The sequence below is a fragment of the Rathayibacter sp. AY1H3 genome, from assembly GCF_002932015.1.
This window is the reverse complement of the sequence record NZ_PSUU01000017.1, coordinates 27,352-47,857: the sequence shown is the minus strand read 5'-3', so window position 1 is coordinate 47,857 and position 20,506 is coordinate 27,352. Positions and strand designations below refer to the sequence as shown.

Below are 20,506 nucleotides of genomic sequence, written 5' to 3'. Positions count from 1 at the left end.
CCGCCCCGCCCGGCGAGCCGCTGCGCGTGCTGCACCTCGGAGCCGGAGCCCTGGCCCTGGCCCGGTACGTCGCCGCGACCCGGCCGGGCTCCGAGCAGCTCGCGGTGGAGAGCGCGGCAGGACTCGTGGAGTTCGTGCTCGAGCACGCGCCGCTCCCCCGCGGCGCGCGCGTCCGACTCCTCACGGCCGACGCCGCAGGGCCCCTGCCGCCCTGGAGCGCCGACCTCGTCGTGCTCGACGTCTACGACGGGGACGAGATCCCGGAGCCGTTCTACCGCGCGTCCGTCCTCGCTCCGCTCGCCGCCCGCGTCGGCGCCGACGGGCTCCTCGCGGTCAACGTCGCCGACGACGCCGACCACCGGAGGCTGGACCGCCTGCGCGGGGTCGTCCGGGAGCTGCTCCCGGTCACCGCAGCGGTCGGATCGACGGCCTTCGTCGAGGGGCGCACCGGCGGGAACGCGATCCTGCTCGCCTCAGGCTCGGCGCTCGCCGACCACGTCGCCGGCCGCCTGCTGCGCGCCGGCCCGCACCCGGTCTCCGCCGCGGCGGATGGCGACGTCGTGGTCGCCGAGGTGGCGGTAGAAGTCGACCCGTGAGTCGAGAGTGACGCCGGTCTCGAGGTACTTGGCGCGGATCCGCTTGATGTAGGTGCGGACGGTGTGCTCGGCGACGCTGAGGTCGACCGCGACGGTGCGGACCGCGGCACCCGCTCCGTAGGCGCGCATCACCCGGCTCTCCTGCGGGCTCAGCACCGGGCGGCGCTCCTCGCGCCCGTGCACGAGCCGGTGGCGGGCGGTGTCCGAGATCCAGGTGCGGCCGGAGGCGACCGAGACGACCGCCGCCGCGAGCTCGCTGGGGTCGTCGCCCTTCCAGACGTACGCCGCCCTCTCCCGTCGCAGCACGGCCCGCACCGGCTCCAGGGAGTCGGAGGAGGAGAGCACGACGAGGCCGACGGTCCAAGCCGCCGCACGCTCGAGGGCGTCGGCCACCTCCTCGCCGGGCACGCCGTCCAGGTCGAGGACCGCGATGCGGTCGACGCCCTCCTCGTCGTGCGAGAACTGCGGCAGCAGCTGCGCGAGCAGCGCCTGCAGCGCGGCACGCTCGATCGCTGGTCCGTCGACGACGGCCAGCGTGAACCGATCGAATCCGGTCACGGGGGTCCCCTAGCAGGGGCAGGTTCGGGTCCGCCCCGGCTGCACCGTAGCGGTCCGCGACGTCGTCGTGCACGTGATGGGACATTCCGTCTCAGTGGGAGGACGCCCCAGAGCACTCCGGATCGGCTCACGGAGCGCGTGGAGGACCACCCGCGGCACCGTCTCCGGCTAGTGTCCCTCTCCATGGACGACAGCGCAGAGGGCTCCCGGCGGGCCCGGAGGATCCCCGCGGAGCAGGTCCGCAGCCGCATGATCGCCACGGCGCGCGACGTCGTCTCGAACCACGGCCTCACGGTGAGCTTCGCGCACCTGCCCATGGAGGAGTACATCCGCCTGGCCGGCGTGCCGCGCAGCTCCGTCTACCGGATCTGGAGCACGCGCGAGGAGTTCGTGGCCGACCTGGTCGGCGAGGTCTTCGTGCGGGACCGGTACGCGGAGGGCGCCGATCCCGAGGCCCAGCAGGAGATGCGCGAAGTCTACGAGCGCTCCACCGATCTGCTCTCCACGGCCGCCGGCCGCCGCCGGGTCGCCTGGGAGACCATCCGCATCGGCGCGCGGGCCAATGCCGAATCGCTCCGCCGCTCCGCCGACTGGTCGTCGTACAACGCGCTGCTCGCCTGCACCTTCTCGATGGAGGAGGGGCCTGCACGCGACGCCGTGCGCGCCACGGCGAAGCGGATCGAGGGCATGCTCACGCGCCGGATGCGCGACTTCTACGAGGAGACGCTGCAGGTCTTCGGCGGGACGATGCGCCCGGGATTCACGACGCTCCAGCTCGCCCACCTCACCGCGATCGTGATCGACGGGCTCGCCCACCGCGGCCGGCTCCTCGACGACGACCTCGACGCTCCGGTGACCGCCCCCGGCCTCGACGGCGAGCCGGTCGAGTGGACCCTGGCGGCCTGGACGATCCGCTCGATCGTCGACGGGATGCTGGAGCCGGTCGCGGAGGACTGAGCGGACCCCGCGACCCGGATCACTCGTCCGGTTCGGTGAACCCGTCGATCAGCAGCAGCACCGACACCACCGCCAGTGACGGTCCGTCGGGATCGGCCGGGTCGAGCGGGCCGGTCACCAGCTCCGGTGCCGCGATCCGCGCGATGCACAGACCCTCGATCAGGGCCGAGACGGCGGAGGCGAGAGCGGCGGCGCCGCGGTCCGGGCGCAGCCGGAGCCCCGCCTCGGCGAGGGTGTGCTCGTAGTACTTCGCCATGTTGTCGATGAAGTGCAGCTGGCGGGACCGCAGAGCGGATCCGATGGCGGTCCGCGCCGGCTCCTCGTGCGAGCCCACCGCGCCGGCGAGAGCGATGAAGTTGCGCCAGTGCTGCGACGAGAAGATGTTGTCGACGTTCGCGTCGACGGCGACCCGGACGGAGGCGATCAGGGCCTCGCGGCGCTGCGCCGGGGTCGGCTCGGGGTCGAGGCTGCGGTGGAGGTGGGAGTTCCCGGCCCGCAGGGACGGCTGGTCGAGGCGGGTGGCGAGGACCCGCTCCGGGATCGCGGCGATCAGCTCGTCGTAGAACGACTGGCGAGTGGGCCAGATCCGGTAGACGGTGCTGCGCGGAACACCCGCCGAGCGGATGACGTCCTCGAGGGGCAGGTGGGCGACTCCGACGCGCAGGCCCTCGGCGCGGACGACCGCGAGAGCGGCGTCCAGCAGGCGGGTGCGGACCTGCTCGCGGGTCAGGCGGGGAGGACGCGCCGGCTCCTCCGCATCGAGGGGGTCGTCGCTCATCAGGCCTCCGGCGCCGGGATGCACGGAGGAGCCTCCGACATCTACTGTCCAGCCGAGCGTACCCGGAGGGAGCGCGGAACGTGAGAGGAGATCGGAGACGGGCGCGGCCCGCGCATGCGGCTCGGGTGCCGCGCGGGCCGCGCTGCCTGTCCCCCAGGCGGCCTCCCCATGGGCCGGTCCGACCGTATGCTTCCCGACAGACGTCCGTCAACTGACGCGACATGGTGTCTCCTCGGCGGTGTCCGCCGACCGGTCACGAGGACCGCCTCCGGGACTCCTCCGCCGCCGGGAGCGCCCTCGCCGCGGTCTGCGCTCGAGAGGCGTGCGGAGCGGACAGCTCGCCCGCGACGACGTCCGACACGACGACGGTGGCGTGCTCGACGAGGTCGACGTTCCGGGTCAGCCGCGCGTGGTGGCACGGGCTCGCGTCGACGTCGACCACGAGCTTCGCGAAGCGCAGAGCATCGCCGAGCCGCGCGAACGGCGAGAGCTCGGCGACGAGGGACGGCACGTCCGCCGCGGCGAGGTAGGTGTAGCGGCAGGTCGAGACCACGTAGTCGTCGACTCCGGCCGTCGCCGATCCGGTCGCGACCATGATGTCGCCGAGGTCGACCGGCGCGGTGGCGAGGCCGAGCGCCACCGCGGCGGTCACCTGGATGTCACCCACCAGCGCCGTCACGTGCACGCCGGCGGGCCAGGGCGGCAGGGAGCCGAGCTCGGTCGATCCCGTCCGCAGGCCCTTGCCCGCCGCCGAGGCGAGGGCGTCGATCATCGGCACTCCCGTGCACTCCCCCGCGTGCTCGGCGTCCTCCGAGACGGCGTCCCCGCAGGAGGCGAGCATCGCCGAGACGCTCAGCCGGCTCTGCGGGTCCAGTCCTGCGATCACCGCGGGGCTGACCTGGCCGGAGTCGTCGACCATTCGTCCGAGGCGCTCCGCGACGTCGGATCCCGTGTTCGGGGTGCCGAAGGTGAGGACGGACGAGACCATCGAGGCGACGGCGGTCCCGTCGACCGAGCCGCTCAGCGCCTGGCGGGCGGCGAGCCCTCCCATCGAGTGCGCGACGACGACGGCGCGGTGCCCGGTCGCGGAGACGAGGCAGGCGATCGAGGAGGCGAGCGCGTCGCTGATCCCCGGGTCGGTGACCCAGCGCGCGGCGAGCCGGCGGTAGTCGAAGGTGTAGACCGCGGCGCCGTCGATCTGCTGCAGCCGGCCGAGGAGGGACGGCTCGGAAGCGTCGAGCGGAGCGGTCGCCGACTCCGACGACACCATGTCGACGAGATGGGAGAAGGCCCCTGTGCGGTCGGCGTCGTGCGTCGCCGTGCCCAGCCAGCCGTGCAGCATCACGATGGGGACCAGCGCGGCGGCGGAGCGCGGCCGGACGTCGTCGCCCGCGAGCACGGGAGCCAGCTCCGCGACGCCGCAGGACGAGGGTGCGACCGCCTCTGCCGCCTCCGCCCGCCCCGCGGGCACCACGACGACGCCGACCACCACGAGCAGTGCGGCCAGCACGACGATCACGAGTCTCATCCGCGCGTTTCCTCACGTGCCGCGACCAGGACGGGGAACGGGTACAGGCTCGACCCGACGAGCACCCATCGAGTCAATCACCCCGCTCCTGCGGGGAAGGCCGCTCGTCGCGAACGGGCGGCCCCCCGTGCGGGTGACCGCGGGTCGGGGACGACGAAGGCCCCGCCGGTGTCCCGACGGGGCCTTCGATCGTTCAGCTCACCTGGATCAGCTGTAGTTGCCCGGCTCGTAGCCGTCGCTCGAGAACGAGTCGAAGTCGACGAACGAGAGGTCGGCGTCGCTGAACGCGGCGTCGTCCGCGAAGATGCGGTTGGGGTACCGCTCGGCCTTCGCCTCCTCGGTCGCCTCGACCGACACGTTCCGGTACTTGGGCAGACCGGTTCCCGCCGGGATCAGCTTTCCGATGATCACGTTCTCCTTCAGGCCCATCAGCGGGTCGCGCTTGCCCTCCATGGCCGCCTGCGTCAGGACGCGGGTGGTCTCCTGGAAGGACGCGGCCGACAGCCACGACTCGGTCGCGAGCGAGGCCTTGGTGATGCCCATGACCTCCTGGCGGGCGGACGCGGTCCGCTTGCCCTCGGTCAGAGCCGCACGGTTGACCTCGCTGTAGCGCGAGCGGTCGACGAGCTCGCCCGGCAGCAGCTCCGTGTCGCCGTGGTCGACCACGGTGACCTTGCGGAGCATCTGACGCACGATGACCTCGATGTGCTTGTCGTGGATCGGCACACCCTGCGAGCGGTAGACGCCCTGGACGCCGCCCACCAGGTGCTTCTGGACCTCGCGGACGCCCAGCACGCGCAGGACCTCCTTGGGGTCGACCGTTCCGACGTGCAGCTGCTGCCCGAGCTCGACGTGCTGGCCGTCCTCGATGAGGAGCTGCGAGCGCTTGAGCACCGGGTAGATGACCGCCTCGTCGCCGTTGTCCGGCTGGAGGATGACGCGGCGGGCACGGTCGGTGTCCTCGATGGTGATCCGGCCGGCGGCCTCCGCGATCGGCGACGCGCCCTTGGGGGTGCGGGCCTCGAAGAGCTCCTGCACGCGGGGAAGACCCTGCGTGATGTCGTCGGCCGAGGCCGATCCACCGGTGTGGAAGGTGCGCATCGTGAGCTGCGTGCCGGGCTCGCCGATCGACTGAGCCGCGATGATGCCGACGGCCTCTCCGATGTCGACGAGCTTGCCGGTGGCGAGCGAGCGGCCGTAGCAGGCCGCGCAGACGCCGACGGCGGACTCGCAGGTCAGGACGGAGCGCACCTTGATGTGGCGCACGCCCGCTCCGACCAGCTTCTCGATGAGCACGTCGCCCACGTCCTCGCCGGCCTCGGCGACGAGCTCGCCGGCCTCGTTCGACGCCGGGGTGGCGAGCGAACGGGCGTAGACGGAGTTCTCGACGTTGGAGTCCTTGATCCAGGCGCCGGTGGCGTCCTGGAGCATGATCGGCAGGTCGAGGCCCTTCGAGGTGCCGCAGTCCTCCTCGCGGATGATGACGTCCTGCGAGACGTCGACGAGTCGACGCGTCAGGTAGCCCGAGTCCGCGGTGCGGAGCGCGGTGTCGGCCAGGCCCTTGCGGGCACCGTGCGTGGCGATGAAGTACTCGGCGACCGACAGGCCCTCGCGGTACGAGGAGATGATCGGTCGGGCGATGATCTCGCCCTTCGGGTTGTTCACCAGGCCTCGCATGCCGGCGATGTTGCGCACCTGCAGCCAGTTGCCGCGGGCACCGGAGGTGACCATGCGGTTGATGGTGTTGTCCGTCGGGAAGTTCGCGCGCATGGCCTTGGCGACCTCGTCGGTCGCCTCGGTCCAGATCTTCACGAGCTCCTGGCGGCGCTCGGCCTGAGTGGTCAGACCCTTGTCGTACTCGGACTCGACCTTCGCGGCCTTCTTCTCGTAGCCCGCGATGATCTCGGGCTTCGACGGCGGCGTGAGGATGTCGGACAGCGCCACGGTGACACCCGAGCGGGTGGCCCAGTAGAAGCCGGCGTCCTTGATCCGGTCGAGGGAGGCGGCGACCTCCACCTTCGGGTAGCGCTCCGCGAGGTCGTTGACGATCCCGGAGATGGTCGTCTTGTCGGCGACCTGCTCGAAGTAGGGGTAGTCGACCGGCAGCGCCTCGTTGAAGAGGGCGCGGCCGAGCGTGGTCTCGAGGAGGACCGGCGCGGTGACCTTGCCGTTCTCGTCGATCTCGACGCCCTCGGGTGCCTGACCCTGCGCGAAGTACACGTCCGACATGCGGATCCTGACCTTCGAGTTCAGGTGCAGCGAGCCCTGGTCCTTCGCGAGGATCGCCTCCGAGACGGAGGAGAACGCGCGGCCCTCGCCGGCGGCGCCCTCGCGGATCGTCGTCAGGTGGTGGAGGCCGATGATCATGTCCTGCGTGGGCAGGGTGACCGGACGGCCGTCCGAGGGCTTGAGGATGTTGTTCGACGCGAGCATCAGGATGCGCGCCTCGGCCTGGGCCTCGACGGACAGCGGCAGGTGGACGGCCATCTGGTCGCCGTCGAAGTCCGCGTTGAACGCGGCGCAGACGAGCGGGTGCAGCTGGATCGCCTTGCCCTCGACCAGCTGGGGCTCGAAGGCCTGGATGCCGAGACGGTGCAGCGTGGGCGCGCGGTTCAGCAGGACGGGGCGCTCGCGGATGATCTCCTCGAGCACGTCCCACACCTGCGGGCGCGAGCGCTCCACCATGCGCTTGGCGGCCTTGATGTTCTGCGCGTGCGACAGGTCGATCAGGCGCTTGATCACGAACGGCTTGAACAGCTCCAGCGCCATCTGCTTGGGCAGACCGCACTGGTGCAGCTTGAGCTGCGGGCCGACGATGATGACCGAGCGGCCCGAGTAGTCGACGCGCTTGCCCAGCAGGTTCTGGCGGAAGCGACCCTGCTTTCCCTTGAGCATGTCGCTCAGGGACTTCAGGGCGCGGTTGCCGGTTCCGGTGACGGGGCGGCCGCGGCGGCCGTTGTCGAAGAGGGCGTCGACCGCCTCCTGGAGCATGCGCTTCTCGTTGTTCACGATGATCTCGGGGGCACCGAGGTCGAGCAGGCGGCGGAGTCGGTTGTTGCGGTTGATCACGCGACGGTAGAGGTCGTTCAGGTCGCTGGTCGCGAACCGGCCTCCGTCGAGCTGCACCATCGGGCGCAGCTCCGGCGGGATGACCGGGACGACGTCGAGGACCATCGCGGCCGGCGAGTTGCCGGTGGCGAGGAACGAGTTGACGACGCGCAGGCGCTTGATGGCGCGGATCTTCTTCTGACCCTTGCCCTCGGCGATCTGCAGGTGCAGCGTCTCGGCCTCGGCCTGGAGGTCGAACTGCTCGAGGCGCTTCTTGATCGCCTCGGCGCCCATGTAGGCCTCGAAGTAGACGCCGTACCGGTCGACGAGCTCGTTGAAGACCGCGTCCTCGGGCTTGAGGTCGCCGACCTTGAGGGTGCGGAACTGCTCCCACACGCTCTCGAGCCGCGCGATGTCCTCGTCGAAGGACTTGCGGATCTGGCCCATCTCCTTCTCGGCGCCGTCCTTCGTGCGGCGCTTCTGGTCGCTCTTGGCGCCCTCCGCCTCCAGGGCGGCGAGGTCGGTCTCCAGGCGCGCCAGGCGGTCCGCGATGCGGGAGTCGCGCTGGTCCGAGAGGGTCTTGATCTCGAGCCGGAGCTCGTTCTCGAGCCCGGGCATGTCGGCGTGACGGCCGTCGTCGTCCACGTCGATGATCATGTACGCCGCGAAGTAGATGACCTTCTCGAGGTCCTTCGGCGCCATGTCCAGCAGGTATCCGAGGCGCGAGGGGACGCCCTTGAAGTACCAGATGTGGGTGACGGGGGCGGCGAGCTCGATGTGGCCCATCCGCTCGCGGCGGACCGAGGACTTGGTGACCTCGACGCCGCAGCGCTCGCAGACGATGCCCTTGAAGCGGACTCGCTTGTACTTGCCGCAGGAGCACTCCCAGTCGCGAGAGGGTCCGAAGATCTGCTCGCCGAACAGGCCGTCCTTCTCGGGCTTCAGGGTGCGGTAGTTGATGGTCTCGGGCTTCTTCACTTCACCGTGCGACCAGCGACGGATGTCATCGGCCGTTGCGAGGCCGATGCGCAGCTCATCGAAAGTGGTTACGTCGAGCAATGTTTTCTCCTTGTCGGAAAACAGGGTGTCTCGTCAGAGACGGGAGGTCGTCAGATGCTGGCGCGGATCAGATGTCGTCGACGGAGGACGACTCGAACCGGGAGGAGATGTTGATGCCGAGCTCTTCCGCGGCGCGGTAGACCTCGTCATCGGTGTCGCGCAGGCTGACCGCGGTGCCGTCGGCCGAGAGGACCTCGACGTTCAGGCACAGGGACTGCATCTCCTTGATGAGGACCTTGAAGGACTCCGGGATGCCGGGCTCCTGGATGTTCTCGCCCTTGACGATGGCCTCGTACACCTTCACGCGGCCGAGGATGTCGTCCGACTTGATGGTGAGGAGCTCCTGGAGGGCGTAGGCGGCGCCGTAGGCCTCGAGGGCCCACACCTCCATCTCGCCGAAGCGCTGTCCGCCGAACTGCGCCTTACCACCGAGCGGCTGCTGGGTGATCATCGAGTACGGGCCCGTCGAGCGCGCGTGGATCTTGTCGTCGACGAGGTGGTGCAGCTTCAGGATGTACATGTAGCCGACCGAGACCGGGTCCGGGAAGGGCTCCCCGGAGCGGCCGTCGAACAGCTGCGTCTTGCCGGACGAGCCGATCAGGCGCTCTCCGTCGCGCGTCGGGGTGGTGGAGTCGAGGAGCCCTGCGAGCTCCTCCTCCGCCGCGCCGTCGAAGACGGGGGTCGCGACCTTGGTGCCGGGCGCCGCCTCGCGGGCGTGCTCGGGCAGGCGCGCGGCCCACTCCGGCTGACCCTCGACCTTCCAGCCCTGCTTCGCGATCCACCCGAGGTGGATCTCGAGGACCTGGCCGAAGTTCATGCGGCCGGGGACGCCGAGCGGGTTGAGGACGATGTCGACCGGGGTGCCGTCGGCGAGGAACGGCATGTCCTCGACCGGCAGGATCTTCGAGATGACGCCCTTGTTGCCGTGGCGGCCGGCGAGCTTGTCGCCCTCGGTGATCTTGCGCTTCTGGGCGATGTAGACGACCACGCGCTGGTTGACGCCCGAGCCGAGCTCGTCGTCGCCGTCCTGCGCGTCGAACACCTTGACGCCGATGATCGTGCCCTGCTCGCCGTGGGGCACCTTCAGCGACGTGTCGCGGACCTCGCGGCTCTTCTCGTTGAAGATCGCGCGGAGCAGGCGCTCCTCGGCCGAGAGCTCGGTCTCGCCCTTGGGCGTGACCTTGCCGACGAGGATGTCGCCGGGGCGGACCTCGGCGCCGATGCGGATGATGCCGCGCTCGTCCAGGTCGGCCAGGAGCTCCGGGCTGACGTTGGGGAGGTCGCGGGTGATCTCCTCCTTGCCGAGCTTGGTGTCGCGGGCGTCGACCTCGTACTCCTCGATGTGGATCGAGGAGAGGACGTCGTCCTTCACCAGGTTCTGGCTGAGGATGATCGCGTCCTCGAAGTTGTGGCCCTCCCACGGCATGAACGCGACGAGCAGGTTCTTGCCCAGCGCGAGCTCGCCGTTCTCGGTGGCGGGGCCGTCGGCGACGACCTCGCCGACCTCGATGCGCTCGCCGGCCGAGACGACCACGCGGTTGTTGTACGAGGTGCCCTGGTTGGAGCGGTCGAACTTGCGGAGGAAGTAGGTCTGCGTGCCGCCCTCGTCCAGCTGGACGGTGACGGAGTCGGCGGAGACCTCCTGGACGACACCGGCCTTGTCGGCGGTGATGACGTCGCCGGCGTCGATGGCCGCGAAGCCCTCCATGCCGGTTCCGACGACGGGCGACTCGCTGCGCAGCAGCGGGACGGCCTGACGCTGCATGTTCGCGCCCATGAGCGCGCGGTTCGCGTCGTCGTGCTCGAGGAACGGGATCAGCGAGGTCGCGACCGAGACCATCTGGCGCGGCGAGACGTCCATGTAGTGGACGCGCTCGGCGTCGACGAGCTCGACCTCTCCGCCCTTGGGGCGGACCAGGACCTTGCCCTCCGCGAAGCGGAAGTCCTTCGTGAGGGGGGCGTTCGCCTGGGCGACCAGGTACTCGTCCTCCTCGGACGCGGTGAGGTAGTCGATCTGCGAGGTGACGGTGCCGTCGACGACCTTGCGGTACGGGGTCTCGATGAAGCCGAACGAGTTGATGCGCGCGAAGGACGCGAGCGATCCGATCAGGCCGATGTTCGGGCCTTCCGGGGTCTCGATCGGGCACATACGGCCGTAGTGCGAGGGGTGGACGTCGCGGACCTCGACGCCGGCGCGCTCGCGGGAGAGTCCGCCGGGGCCGAGCGCCGACAGGCGGCGCTTGTGGGTCAGACCCGCGAGCGGGTTGTTCTGGTCCATGAACTGCGACAGCTGGCTGGTCCCGAAGAACTCCTTGATCGCGGCGACGACGGGGCGCACGTTGATCAGGGTCTGCGGGGTGATCGCCTCGATGTCCTGCGTGGTCATGCGCTCGCGGACGACGCGCTCCATGCGGGACAGTCCGGTGCGGACCTGGTTCTGGATCAGCTCGCCGACCGCGCGGATTCGGCGGTTGCCGAAGTGGTCGATGTCGTCGACGTCGAGACGCAGCTCGACCGACTCGCCGTCGCGCACGCCGGGGAGGGCGGTGCGGCCGTCGTGCAGGGCGACCAGGTACTTTATGGTCGCGATGATGTCCTCGACCGTGAGCACCGAGTCGGACAGCGCCTTGTCGATGCCGAGCTTGCGGTTGATCTTGTAGCGGCCGACCTTCGCGAGGTCGTAGCGCTTGGAGTTGAAGTAGAAGTTGTCCAGCAGCGCGCGGGCGGCCTCGGCGGCGACCTGCTCGCCCGGACGGAGCTTGCGGTAGATGTCGCGGAGGGCGTCCTCCTTGGTGAGGATGTTGTCCTTCTCGAGGGTCAGCTCGATCGACTCGTAGCCGGCGAACTGCTCGAGGATCTCCTCGCTCGTGAGGCCGAGGGCCTTGAGGAACACGGTGACCGACTGCTTGCGCTTGCGGTCGATGCGCACGCCGACCTGGTCGCGCTTGTCGATCTCGAACTCGAGCCAGGCGCCGCGGCTCGGGATGACGCGGGCGGAGTAGATGTCCTTGTCGGACGTCTTCTCCTGCTGGCGCTCGAAGTAGACGCCGGGGCTGCGCACGAGCTGGGACACGACGACACGCTCGGTGCCGTTGATGATGAACGTGCCCTTCTCGGTCATCAGCGGGAAGTCGCCCATGAAGACCGTCTGGGTCTTGATCTCACCCGTGAGGTGGTTCATGAACTCGGCCTCGACGTACAGCGGAGCGGCGTAGGTCTTGCCGCGCTCCTTGCACTCCTCGATCGTGTACTTCTCGGGCTCGAGGTACGGGTTCGTGAAGCTCAGCTGCATCGTCTCGCTGAGGTCCTCGATCGGGGAGATCTCCTCGAAGATCTCGTCGAGGCCGGAGTTGGCGGGGAGGTCCTCCCGGCCGGCGGCCTTCGCCTCGGCGACGCGGGTCTTCCACGCCTCCGAGCCGACGAGCCAGTCGAAGCTCTCGGTCTGCAGCGCGAGCAGATCCGGAACGGTCAGGGTGTCGCTGATCTTGGCGAACGAGAGACGCGAAGCTCCGCGTCCGTTCTTGGGTGAGGTGGTGGTCGCGGTGGACGCAGCAGCCAAGGAAGGAACCTCCGTAGACCCTCGCGGGTCTCAATCTGTGGGATGTGTGGAGTGGGCTCCCGCCGGACGGGCCGCCACCCCTGCCCGCACGCCGTGCGGACCGAGGCGACTCGGTCTTGGGGGCGGGGCTAGAGTGTGGCAACGGCATCCACCATCTGATGCCGGGTTCCGGTGACCTGCCGACCGCGATATGAGGGCATGGGTACTCGGGAGCGCAAAGTACGAATATAGCCGCATCGCGCCACGCCGCGCAAGTGCGGATGCTTGCGCCGCCCCGCGGGGTCCGGTATACGAGGCCACGGCCTCCCGGACCGATAAGACCGGGCCGGGCGCGGAGCCCCGCCGTCCCGCCGCCGCGGCAGACTGGTCGGATGCAGGAACGCACCGGCCGCCGACGCGGAGACGACTCCGAGCACCCCCGCGCCGTGCTCGCCAGCGGGTACACCGCGCGGATCGAGCCCGACCGCCACTCGCCCGAGGCGGCGACCCTGGTCGTCGACGGCACTCCGCAGTCGCACGTCGACCTCGCGGATCCGACGCACCTCTCGTTCGAGTACGTCCGCCGGATCGGCCACGCGATCGACCTCGTCGCCCCCGAGGGCGAGAGCGTCACGGCGCTCCACCTGGGCGCCGGAGCGCTGACCCTCCCCCGCTACGTCGCCGCGACCCGGTCGGGCTCGCGCCAGCAGGTCGTCGAGATCGAGGGCGCTCTGGTCGAGCTGGTGCGCGAGGCGCTCCCGCTCCCCCGCGGGGCGCAGATCCGCATCCGCCAGGGCGACGCCCGCGAGGTGCTCGGCAAGCTGCCGCCCGGGCTGCGCGGCACGGTCGACGTGGTCGTCGTCGACATCTTCTCGGGCGCGCGCACTCCCGCGCACGTGACCAGCGCCGAGTTCTACGGGGCGATCGCGCCGCTGCTCGCCCCCGGCGGCCTGGTCGCGGTGAACGTGGCCGACGGCGGCGCGCTCGCCTTCGCCCGCGCCCAGGCCGCGACGCTCGCCTCCGTCTTCGCGCACACCGCGATCATGACCGACACCCAGATGCTCAAGGCCAAGCGCTTCGGGAACGTGGTGATGCTCGCCTCGGCCGATCCGCTGCCGCTCGACGGCCTGCCGCGGCGCCTCGCCTCCGACCCCGCGCCCTCCAAGCTGGTGCAGGGGCGGGAGCTCGAGAACTTCATCGCCGGCGCCCTCGTCGTCACGGACGAGACCGCCACCCCGTCGCCGCTGCCGGCGCGGAGCGTCTTCCAGGTGCGACGGGGCTGACCCGGGCCGCGCGTCGGGGCGCCGTCCGGGGACCCGCCGGTACACTCGACGCCGGGGTCAGCGACCCCGACCGTCCTCTCGTCCGCCGCGCGCGACGATCCGGATCCGCACTCCACGAGGAAGCATCGCCCTGAGCATCATCATCCGCCACGACCCCGCGACCCTCCACGAGGAGATCGACGTCGACGCCGCCCAGGAGCGCCTGGAGGAGATCGGCGCGCTGCGCAGCCTCGCCGCGCTCACCGAGAAGGCGGAGCTGCTGCGCCTGCTCGGGCGCGTCGACGAGGCGTGGGACCTCGCGAACGAGGCCGTCCGCCGCACCCGCTTCTCCGGCGACCGCGCCGAGCTGCTCACCGCCCGCGTCCGCCGCGCCCGCCTCATGCAGCTGCGGGGCCGCACCGACGAGGCCCTCTCGGAGCTCGCGCTCTGCGTCGAGGAGGCCCGCACGCACGAGTGGCACCTCGAGCACTCCTTCGCGCTCAAGCACCGCGGCCTCACCTTCTTCGAGCTGGGCGAGTACGGCCGGGCGATGCGCGACTTCGACGCCGCGACCGCCCTCGGCGAGCGCGTCGGGGTCCCCGAGGAGGAGCTCGAGGTCGCCCGCCTGGGCTACGCCGCCGCCTCCGAGTTCCAGGACGGGACCGACCGCGAAGCCCGCACCGACGGCACCGCCCGCGGCCGCCGCCGCGCCGACGGCGACGAGTCCTAGGCAGCGCCACCGTTGGCCGACCTCGAGGACGTGGCCCGCTGGGCCGACGCGCTGATCGAGGAGCACCTCGACCCCTCCTGGTCCTTCGCGCTCGACCACGCGCGCACCCGCGGCGGCGCCTGCCACTGGACGCGCCGCCGGATCACGGTCTCGCGCCACCTCGCCGCCCGCTGGAGCGACGAGGAGGTCCGGCAGACCCTCCTGCACGAGGTCGCTCACGCGCTCGCGGGGCCCGACGCCGGGCACGGACCGCAGTGGCGGCGGATCGCGGCGCGGCTCGGCTACACGGGATCGCGCACCCACAGCAACCCGACCGCGGACGAGCTCGCACCGTGGGTCGGCACCTGCCCGGGCGGATACCTCTTCTACCGCCATCGCCGGCCCACCCGGCCCCTGGCCTGCGGCCGCTGCGCGCGCCGGTTCGAGCCCGCGAACGCGATCCAGTGGCGGCGCCGACCGGTCCCGGCGCCGTGACCCCGGACGAGGCCCCGCACGGCGGGCGCACGCCGGTCACCGGGCAGTGGCTCCCCGAGGCCGACGGCCGGCGCTGGTGGTTCGACTCCGGGAGCCTCGCACTCGACTTCGCCACGACCGGAGCACTGCCTCCGGGAGCGGCCGAGCACCTCGACTCCGATGCCGCCCTGGCCGCCTGGCTCGCCGAGCGCTTCGAGGCGGTCGTCCCCGAGAGCCGGGACGCGCGCCTCGACGACGCGCTGATGCTCCGAGGCGCTATCGCCCGGCTGGCCGTCGCGGCCGAGGCGGGCACCGCGCTCGACCCGCGCGACGTCGACGTGGTCAACCTGGTCGCGGCGATGCCCGACATCCCACCGGTGCTGGGCGGAGGGTCGCGGCAGGCAGGACGGCTCCATGCGGCGGGCAGGCAGGCGCTTGCGTCCATCGCCCGGGAGGCCGTGGGGCTGCTGGGCCCGGCCGTGGCCGGACGGCTGAGGCGCTGCGCGGATCCGGAGTGCCGGATGCTCTACCTCGACACGTCCCGCGCCGGCTCGCGCCGCTGGTGCTCGATGCAGCGCTGCGGGAACCGGTCGAAGGTCCGGGCCTACCGGGCGCGCGCCGCAACCCCGCGCGGCTGACGCACCGCCGCGGCACCGGGAGCGGCGCCGCGGCGGGACGGGTCAGTCGGAGACGCGGACCGAGCGGTCGAAGGCGACGTAGCCCGAGAAGTCCTTGCCGACGCGGTCGAACGCCGTCGGGTAGGGGTGCGGGTACGACCAGGCCTTGTCCTTCTGCAGGCCGTCGCCGGTCTGCACCGAGAAGTACTGGCACTCGCCCTTCCACGGGCAGGTGTAGGGCGTGGGGCTCTCGACGAGCACGCCCTCGGCGATGCTCGACGGCGGGAAGTACCAGTTGCCCTCGATCGAGATCAGGTCGGAGTCGGGGGCGTCGGCGAGGACGACGTCGTTGAGGACGGCTTTCATGCGGGCCAGCTTTCGGTCGGGGCGGGGGGCGGAGGGACCGCCTCCGCCGAACGCTACGCCGGGGGCGGGCGAGTGGTCGAGGCGGCGGCTCGGATCCGCAGGGGCTTGTGCGCTCCGCGGACGCCCTGCACCTCTCGGAGGCCGCGCCCGCCGGAGCGGCGGGTCAGCGGAGGACCGCCACCTCGTCGACGGTGTCGACCCGGGCGGCGGCGCGGACCTCGTCCGCCCGCCCCTCGGCGGCGAGCAGGCGGCCGGACTCGGACGCGGTGAGCAGATGCGCGCACGCCCGGCGCAGGCCCTCGTAGGACGCGCAGGCCACCGCGGCCTCGGGCGAGACGTGGTCGATGCCCAGCCCGATGAGCGCGTCGACGACGGCGCCGGCCGCCAGCTGGTCCTCCATCGCGAACCGCGCCGCTCCGCTGTCGTCGACGTCGCCGAGTGCGATCACGTTGACGCTGGTGCGCCCGCCGTTCTCGTGCTGGCGCTCCAGGATCCAGCGGGCGACGGCCGAGCGGTCGGCCAGGCCCGCGCGGACGACGCGGCCCTCCACTCCCCCGAGGTCGGGGCTCTCGCCTCCGGGCAGAGCGTCGACGAGCACCGTGACGTGGGCTGGGGCGAGCACGCGGAGGGCGCGGGCCCCCCACTCGAAGCGGATCTGGTAGGTCGACTGGTCGACGGAGGCGGCGGGAGCGGTCACCCTGACACGGTAGCGAGCCCCGGAGGCGCATACACGTCCGGGGCTCCGCGCGCACCCGGTTCCCGCGCAGGGGCGGGCGGAGGAGGATGTCCCTCGTGAAGGTGATGCTCAAGCACGTGCTCGACACCGACGCCGACTCCGCCTGGCGCGCCCTGCAGAGTCCGGCCGTGTTCCGGGAGGTGATGTCCCCGCTCCTGACCGCCGCGTCGCTGGACGAGGGCGGCTTCCGCCCGACCTGGGGGCTCGGCTCCCACGAGGTCGCGATGGACGCCCTCGGGATCGTGCCGATGGGCGCGCAGGAGATCGACCTCTCCTACCGCCGCGTCCCCTCGATGCCCGACGTGCGGATCCTGCGCGACAGCGGCGGGCCCCTCACGGGCTCCCTCCGCCTCATCACCGCGTGGGACCACCGCATGGCCGTGGCCCCGCTCCCTGACGGGCGCACGCTCTTCCGCGACCGCCTCGAGTTCTCGGCGGGTCTCGCCTCGGCCGCGCTCTGGCCTTCGATGTGGGCGTTCTGGCAGTGGCGCGGCATCCGCATCCGCTCCCTCGCCCCGTCCTGGCGCCACGATCTCGGTGCCGACACCCGCCCGCGCGGGGAGTCCGCCGCATGAGCCCCGACGGCGTCGCCGAGGAGGAGACCGAGCTGTCGCGCTCGGAGCTCCTGCGCCTCCAGTGGCCCTCCGCCGACGAGGAGGAGCAGGACGACGACGGCGTCTCGCCCCGCCGCCGCCTCACGACGGCGGTCGAGGTGTCGGACTGGCGCCGCCATGTCCAGGCCCTCTACGCGGAGGTGCGCCGGCTCTCGAACGTGGACCTGCTCGCCGCGCACGCGTCCTGGATCCGCGGACGCAACGCGCTCTTCGCGCAGCACCCCTCCACCCCCCTCCTCCCGGCCGACCGCGCGCACTTCCGCTCGCTGCCGATCGCGCCCTACGACGCGGCCTGGCGCTTCGAGCTCGAGGTGGCTCCGGCCGAGGAGGCGCGGCGGATGGACGTGGAGACCGGCACCGACGGCACCGTCCCCTTCGAGCTGATCGGCACGGTCGAGGTGCCGGACGCCGGCAGCCTCGACGTCTGGCGCCTCGCGTCCTACGGCGGAGGCCTGTTCCTGCCGGTCAAGGACGCCCTCGCGGGGACACCCGGCGGCACCTACGGCGGTGGCCGCTACCTCCTGGACACCGTGAAGGGCGCCGACCTCGGTCCGGGCTCCGCCCCGGGGACGCTGGTCCTCGACTTCAACTTCGCCTACAACCCCTCCTGCGCCTACGACCCGGCCTGGGCCTGCCCGCTCGCCCAGGCGGGCAACCGGCTGCCGGTCGAGGTGCCGGTCGGCGAGCGCTACCGGGGCTGACACCGACCCTGGACGTTCTCGGAGGGGCGGCCGATAGCCTCCGGGCGGCGCCGTCGTGCGCCGGAAAGCAGGAAAGCCGCATGCCCCGTCCCGTCCTCCTCGTCACCGGAACCTCCACCGGCATCGGCCGCGCCACCGCGATCGAGGCCGCGCGCGCGGGCTGGCGGGTGGTCGCCACCGTGCGGGATCCGGAGCGGGCGGAGGGCCTGCGCGCCGCCGCCGCCGAGGCACGCGTCGAGCTCGACCTGCGGCCGCTCGACGTGACCGACGCGGACTCCGTCGCCGGCTGCCTCCGCGCCGTGGAGGAGGAGCTCGGCGGTCTCGACGCCCTCGTGAACAACGCCGGAGCCGGCCATCTCGGCACCCTCGAGCTGGAGGATCCGGAGGAGCTGCGCCGCGTGATGGAGGTCAACTTCTTCGGCACCGTCGCGGTCACCCGCGCCGCGATGCCGATGCTGCGCTCGTCCCGCGGCCGCATCGTCACCGTCTCGAGCGTCGGCGGCGCGATCGGGCAGCCGTTCAACGAGGACTACTGCGCGGCGAAGTTCGCGGTCGAGGGGTTCTTCGAGGCGCTCGCCCCGGTCGCCGCCTCCGTCGGCGTCCACGTGTCGCTGATCGAGCCGGGAGCGGTCCGCAGCAGCTTCGTCGAGAACGCCGGCATCGACGCGGCGGCGATGCTCGCGCAGGCCGGCCCCTACGCGCCGGCGCTCGGCGCCTACCTCGACCGCGCCGCGTCGTCCTTCTCCTCGACCCACGCGCAGGACCCGTCCGACGTCGCCGCCGTCATCCTGAAGACCCTGCGCGACCCGGAACCGGCCTTCCGCGTGCAGACCTCGGACTGGGCGGGCGACTTCGTCGGGACCAAGCTGAGCGACCGCGACGGCTCCCGCGTGCAGGCCGCGATGCGCGGATGGATCGGCATCCATTAGAGTGGGACGGTGCGAGCGCAGCGACTGCGCTCCCCCGCGTCGTAGAACGCCCCTTGTCCCCTAGGACTCTGACCGTCGAGGATCCGTCCCGACCATCTGGCGCACGTGCATGAGGCCCCCGGCCGCGCGCACCGAATCGTACGGCGAACGGATGTGACCACCGTCACCTTCGCCCGAACGCCGATCACCCGCGCCCCGGCCACCGCCCGCGCGTCCTCGATCGGCATGATGCCCCCGAAAGGCACCACTCCATGTCGAACACCCCCCTCTCCTTCAGCGCCCTCGGCGTGCCGGCCCCCCTCGTGGCCGCGCTCACCGCGAGCGGCATCACCGAGCCCTTCCCGATCCAGGTCGACACGCTGCCCGACACCCTCGGCGGACGCGACGTCCTCGGCCGCGGCAAGACCGGCTCCGGCAAGACCCTCGCCTTCTCCATCCCGATGATCGCCCGACTCGGCGGCTCGCTCGCCGGCGGACGCCGCCGCCCCGGCCGCCCGCTCGGACTCGTCCTCGCGCCGACCCGCGAGCTCGCCACGCAGATCACCGCCGCGATGCAGCCCCTCGCCGACGCGTACGGCATCGTCACCACCACGATCTTCGGAGGCGTCTCGCAGCAGCGCCAGGTCGCCGCGCTCAAGCAGGGCGTCGACATCGTCGTGGCCTGCCCGGGCCGCCTCGAGGACCTGATGAAGCAGGGCTTCGTGAACCTCGACGCCGTCGAGATCACCGTCCTCGACGAGGCCGACCACATGGCCGACCTCGGCTTCCTGCCGGTCGTCACGCGCATCCTCGACAAGACCCCCCGCGGCGGGCAGCGCCTGCTGTTCTCCGCGACGCTCGACAACGGCGTGGACAAGCTGGTCAAGAAGTACCTCCAGAACGAGGTGCTCCACTCGGTCGACGAGGCCAACTCGCCGGTCGCGCTGATGACCCACCACGTGTTCGAGGTCGACGGCCTCGACGCCAAGAACGCTCTCGTGAAGACGCTCGCGTCCGGCACCGGCCGCCGCATCCTCTTCATGCGCACCAAGCACCACGCGAAGAAGCTCGCCAAGCAGCTCACCGGCCAGGGCATCCCCGCGGTCGACCTGCACGGCAACCTCTCGCAGGTCGCCCGCGACCGGAACCTCGCCGCGTTCGGCGCCGGCACCGTCAAGGTCCTCGTCGCCACCGACGTCGCCGCCCGCGGTGTGCACGTCGACGACGTCGAGCTCGTCATCCACGTCGACCCGCCGATGGAGCACAAGGCGTACCTGCACCGCTCGGGCCGCACCGCCCGCGCCGGCAGCGAGGGAGACGTCGTCACCGTCGTCCTGCCCACGCAGCGCAGCGACGTGAAGACCCTCCTCCGCAAGGCCGCGATCCAGGTCGCGCCCCAGCAGGTGACGGCCGACTCGGCCGCCGTCGCGAAGCTCGTCGGCGACGTCGCTCCGTACGTCACCCCCAGCGCCGTCGTCGAGCCCGTCCGCGGCCAGTCGCAGGGCGGACGCTCGCAGGGCGCCAACGCGCAGCGCAAGCGCGCGGCCCGCACCGAGGGCACCGCCGCACCCCGCGGCGGACGCTCGACGGGTGCCGCGACCGGCGGAGGCGACCGCCCCCGCCGCGACCGCACCGCCGCCGAGGGACCCGCCCGCGGCGGCGCCCGCGGAGGCCGCAGCCGCTCGGCCGCCGGTGCCCCCTCGACCTCGGGCGGATCGCGCTCGTTCTACAGCACCGCGACCGGCGGAGCGGCCTCGGCCGCTCCCGCCCGCGAGTCCGCCGGCGGCGGCGCCCGCCGCGGCGGCCGCCGCGCGCAGGGCTGAACCGTTTTGTGCGCCGCGGAGCGGCGCACCGCGGTCGGCTTCAAGCACGATCGCGACGCGCAGAGCGTGTCGCGACCGGCTAGGCCGATCCGCTCACACGCGGATCGACCGTTCGCCTCGCTGGCAGCCGCGGAACGGCGCACCGCGGTCGGCTTCAAGCACGATCGCGACGCGCAGAGCGTGTCGCGACCGGCTAGGCCGATCCGCTCACACGCGGATCGACCGTTCGCCTCG

Annotated in this window: 16 protein-coding genes; 9 read left to right on the top strand and 7 right to left on the bottom strand. The window is 71.9% G+C overall.

Going from position 1 to position 20,506, the window contains the following annotated elements; genetic code table 11:
- Positions 1-473 precede the first annotated feature (473 nt).
- Positions 474-1,154 (bottom strand): LuxR C-terminal-related transcriptional regulator, encoded by a 681-nt coding sequence (locus C5C33_RS08445; RefSeq protein ID WP_104247592.1) that lies wholly within the window; start codon positions 1,152-1,154, stop codon positions 474-476.
- Between the two features lie 183 nt (positions 1,155-1,337).
- Between C5C33_RS08445 and C5C33_RS08440 the strand changes: the two genes are divergently transcribed.
- A complete protein-coding gene (locus C5C33_RS08440) occupies positions 1,338-2,111 on the top strand; it encodes a hypothetical protein (protein WP_146076607.1) in 774 nt (257 codons plus the stop codon).
- A 19-nt stretch (positions 2,112-2,130) separates the two neighbouring features.
- Here the strand turns inward: C5C33_RS08440 and C5C33_RS08435 are convergent, their stop codons facing one another.
- The 4 genes from C5C33_RS08435 to rpoB all read right to left on the bottom strand — a co-directional run bounded on the left by C5C33_RS08435 (position 2,131) and on the right by rpoB (position 12,083).
- Entirely contained in the window at positions 2,131-2,889 is a 759-nt protein-coding gene (locus tag C5C33_RS08435) for a TetR/AcrR family transcriptional regulator (RefSeq protein ID WP_104247591.1), read from the bottom strand.
- A 253-nt stretch (positions 2,890-3,142) separates the two neighbouring features.
- The gene (locus tag C5C33_RS08430; protein ID WP_104260910.1) at positions 3,143-4,417 is read right to left on the bottom strand and encodes a triacylglycerol lipase; all 1,275 of its coding nucleotides are present in this window, start codon (positions 4,415-4,417) and stop codon (positions 3,143-3,145) included.
- Positions 4,418-4,624: 207 nt separating this feature from the next.
- The gene (locus tag C5C33_RS08425; RefSeq protein ID WP_104224580.1) at positions 4,625-8,524 is read right to left on the bottom strand and encodes a DNA-directed RNA polymerase subunit beta'; all 3,900 of its coding nucleotides are present in this window, start codon (positions 8,522-8,524) and stop codon (positions 4,625-4,627) included.
- A 67-nt stretch (positions 8,525-8,591) separates the two neighbouring features.
- Positions 8,592-12,083 (bottom strand): DNA-directed RNA polymerase subunit beta, encoded by a 3,492-nt coding sequence (gene rpoB, locus C5C33_RS08420; protein WP_104260909.1) that lies wholly within the window; start codon positions 12,081-12,083, stop codon positions 8,592-8,594.
- 371 nt (positions 12,084-12,454) lie between these two features.
- Between rpoB and C5C33_RS08415 the strand changes: the two genes are divergently transcribed.
- The 4 genes from C5C33_RS08415 to C5C33_RS08400 all read left to right on the top strand — a co-directional run bounded on the left by C5C33_RS08415 (position 12,455) and on the right by C5C33_RS08400 (position 15,145).
- A complete protein-coding gene (locus tag C5C33_RS08415; RefSeq protein WP_104260908.1) occupies positions 12,455-13,345 on the top strand; it encodes a spermidine synthase in 891 nt (296 codons plus the stop codon).
- Positions 13,346-13,724: 379 nt separating this feature from the next.
- Positions 13,725-14,054: a hypothetical protein gene (locus tag C5C33_RS18475; protein WP_181027192.1), complete on the top strand. Its 330-nt coding sequence runs from the start codon at positions 13,725-13,727 to the stop codon at positions 14,052-14,054.
- Positions 14,055-14,066: 12 nt separating this feature from the next.
- Positions 14,067-14,528, top strand: a complete 462-nt coding sequence (locus C5C33_RS08405; RefSeq protein ID WP_104260907.1) for a SprT-like domain-containing protein — start codon at positions 14,067-14,069, stop codon at positions 14,526-14,528.
- Entirely contained in the window at positions 14,498-15,145 is a 648-nt protein-coding gene (locus C5C33_RS08400; protein WP_258065684.1) for a CGNR zinc finger domain-containing protein, read from the top strand. The genes C5C33_RS08405 and C5C33_RS08400 overlap by 31 nt, the downstream gene beginning before the upstream one ends.
- A gap of 42 nt (positions 15,146-15,187) precedes the next feature.
- Here the strand turns inward: C5C33_RS08400 and C5C33_RS08395 are convergent, their stop codons facing one another.
- A complete protein-coding gene (locus tag C5C33_RS08395; RefSeq protein ID WP_104224584.1) occupies positions 15,188-15,490 on the bottom strand; it encodes a DUF427 domain-containing protein in 303 nt (100 codons plus the stop codon).
- A gap of 163 nt (positions 15,491-15,653) precedes the next feature.
- Positions 15,654-16,187, bottom strand: coding sequence for a 2-phosphosulfolactate phosphatase (locus C5C33_RS08390; protein WP_104233930.1), 534 nt, complete (start codon positions 16,185-16,187; stop codon positions 15,654-15,656).
- Between the two features lie 86 nt (positions 16,188-16,273).
- Here C5C33_RS08390 and C5C33_RS08385 point away from each other — a divergent pair, with 86 nt between their 5' ends.
- The 4 genes from C5C33_RS08385 (at position 16,274) to C5C33_RS08370 (ending at position 20,272) form a co-directional block, all read left to right on the top strand.
- Positions 16,274-16,801, top strand: coding sequence for a hypothetical protein (locus C5C33_RS08385; RefSeq protein ID WP_244248113.1), 528 nt, complete (start codon positions 16,274-16,276; stop codon positions 16,799-16,801).
- A complete protein-coding gene (locus C5C33_RS08380) occupies positions 16,798-17,541 on the top strand; it encodes a DUF1684 domain-containing protein (protein ID WP_104260906.1) in 744 nt (247 codons plus the stop codon). The genes C5C33_RS08385 and C5C33_RS08380 overlap by 4 nt, the downstream gene beginning before the upstream one ends.
- Positions 17,542-17,621: 80 nt before the next feature.
- Positions 17,622-18,470, top strand: a complete 849-nt coding sequence (locus C5C33_RS08375; RefSeq protein WP_104260905.1) for an SDR family oxidoreductase — start codon at positions 17,622-17,624, stop codon at positions 18,468-18,470.
- A 251-nt stretch (positions 18,471-18,721) separates the two neighbouring features.
- Complete coding sequence (locus tag C5C33_RS08370) at positions 18,722-20,272, top strand: DEAD/DEAH box helicase (protein WP_104225114.1); 1,551 nt, start codon at positions 18,722-18,724, stop codon at positions 20,270-20,272.
- Positions 20,273-20,506 lie beyond the last annotated feature (234 nt).